Source organism: Pseudarthrobacter sp. NamE5 (assembly GCF_005796225.1).
In the GTDB taxonomy this organism is placed as follows: Bacteria; Actinomycetota; Actinomycetes; order Actinomycetales; family Micrococcaceae; genus Arthrobacter.
Genome location: NZ_VAHO01000032.1, coordinates 1 through 1,422 on the forward strand (window position 1 = coordinate 1; position 1,422 = coordinate 1,422).

The 1,422-nt window shown below is 64.0% G+C and carries 1 pseudogene; it reads right to left on the minus strand.

The annotated features are described in order from the left end of the window. Nucleotides 1-1,421 (minus strand): annotated as a pseudogene (locus tag FDW84_RS18945) (pyruvate dehydrogenase (acetyl-transferring), homodimeric type); the annotation flags it as partial. Between the last annotated feature and the right edge of the window lies 1 nt (nucleotide 1,422).

Here is a 1,422-nt window from a genome sequence, read left to right on the forward strand (position 1 = left end):
GCCCGGCGCTCCATCATGTACTTGATTTCCGGAGCGTCCGTGCCGGGGTGGTAGTACGGAGGCTGGTACAGGTCCTTTTCGAGCTGCTCGTCCGTGATGGGAATCCGCAGGTGGTCGCGGAACTTCTTCAGGTCGTCCAGGGTGAGTTTTTTCATCTGGTGGGTTGCGTTGCGGCCCTCAAAGTGGGGTCCGAGTCCGTAGCCCTTGACGGTTTTGGCCAGGATGACGGTGGGTTTGCCCTTGAATTCGGTGGCTGCCTTGTACGCGGCGTAGACCTTGCGGTAGTCGTGGCCGCCGCGTTTGAGGTTCCAGATCTGGTCATCGCTGAGCTCGGCGACCATGTCCTTGGTCTGCGGGGTCTTGCCGAAGAAGTGTTCGCGGACGAACCCGCCGGATTCGGCCTTGTAGGTCTGGTAGTCCCCGTCGGGGGTCTCGTTCATGATCTTCACCAGCGACCCGTCGGTGTCGCGGGCGAGCAGGTCATCCCATTCCCGGCCCCAGACGACCTTGATCACGTTCCAGCCCGCGCCGCGGAAGAACGCTTCGAGTTCCTGCATGATCTTGCCGTTGCCGCGCACCGGCCCGTCCAGGCGCTGGAGGTTGCAGTTGATCACGAAGTTCAGGTTGTCCAGGTTCTCGTTCGCGGCGAGCTGGAGCAGGCCGCGGGACTCGGGCTCGTCCATTTCCCCGTCGCCCAGGAACGCCCAGACCTGCTGGTCCGAGGTGTCTTTCAGGCCCCGGTTGTGCAGGTACCGGTTGGACTGGGCCTGGTAAATCGCGTTCATTGGGCCGATGCCCATGGACACGGTGGGAAATTCCCAGAAGTGCGGCATCAGCCGCGGGTGCGGGTAGGAGGACAGGGCGTGGCCCTCGCGGGACTTTTCCTGCCGGAACCCGTCCAGGTCCTCCTCCGAGAACCGGCCTTCCATGAACGCCCTCGCGTACATGCCGGGCGAGGCGTGGCCCTGGAAGAACACCTGGTCCCCGCCGCCGGGGTGGTCCTTGCCGCGGAAAAAGTGGTTGAAGCCCACCTCGTACAGCGTCGCAGCCCCGGCATAGGTGGAGATATGCCCGCCGACCGCGATGTCCGGGCGCTGGGAGCGGTGGACCATCACCGCCGCGTTCCAGCGCATGTACGCCCGGTACCGGCGCTCGTACTCCTCGTTGCCCGGGAACTCCGCTTCCTGGTCCGCCGGGATCGTGTTCACGTAATCGGTGGTGGTCACCATCGGCACCCCGACACTCTGCGCGCCCGCGCGCTGCAGCAGGCTCCGCATGATGAATTGGGCACGCTCGGTGCCCTGTTCCCTGATCAACGAATCCAGGGACTCAACCCACTCGGCAGTCTCTTCCGGATCACGATCAGGCAGCTGGTTAGTCAACCCGCTGAGGATATGGGAGGTATCTTCTCCTGCAGCCACG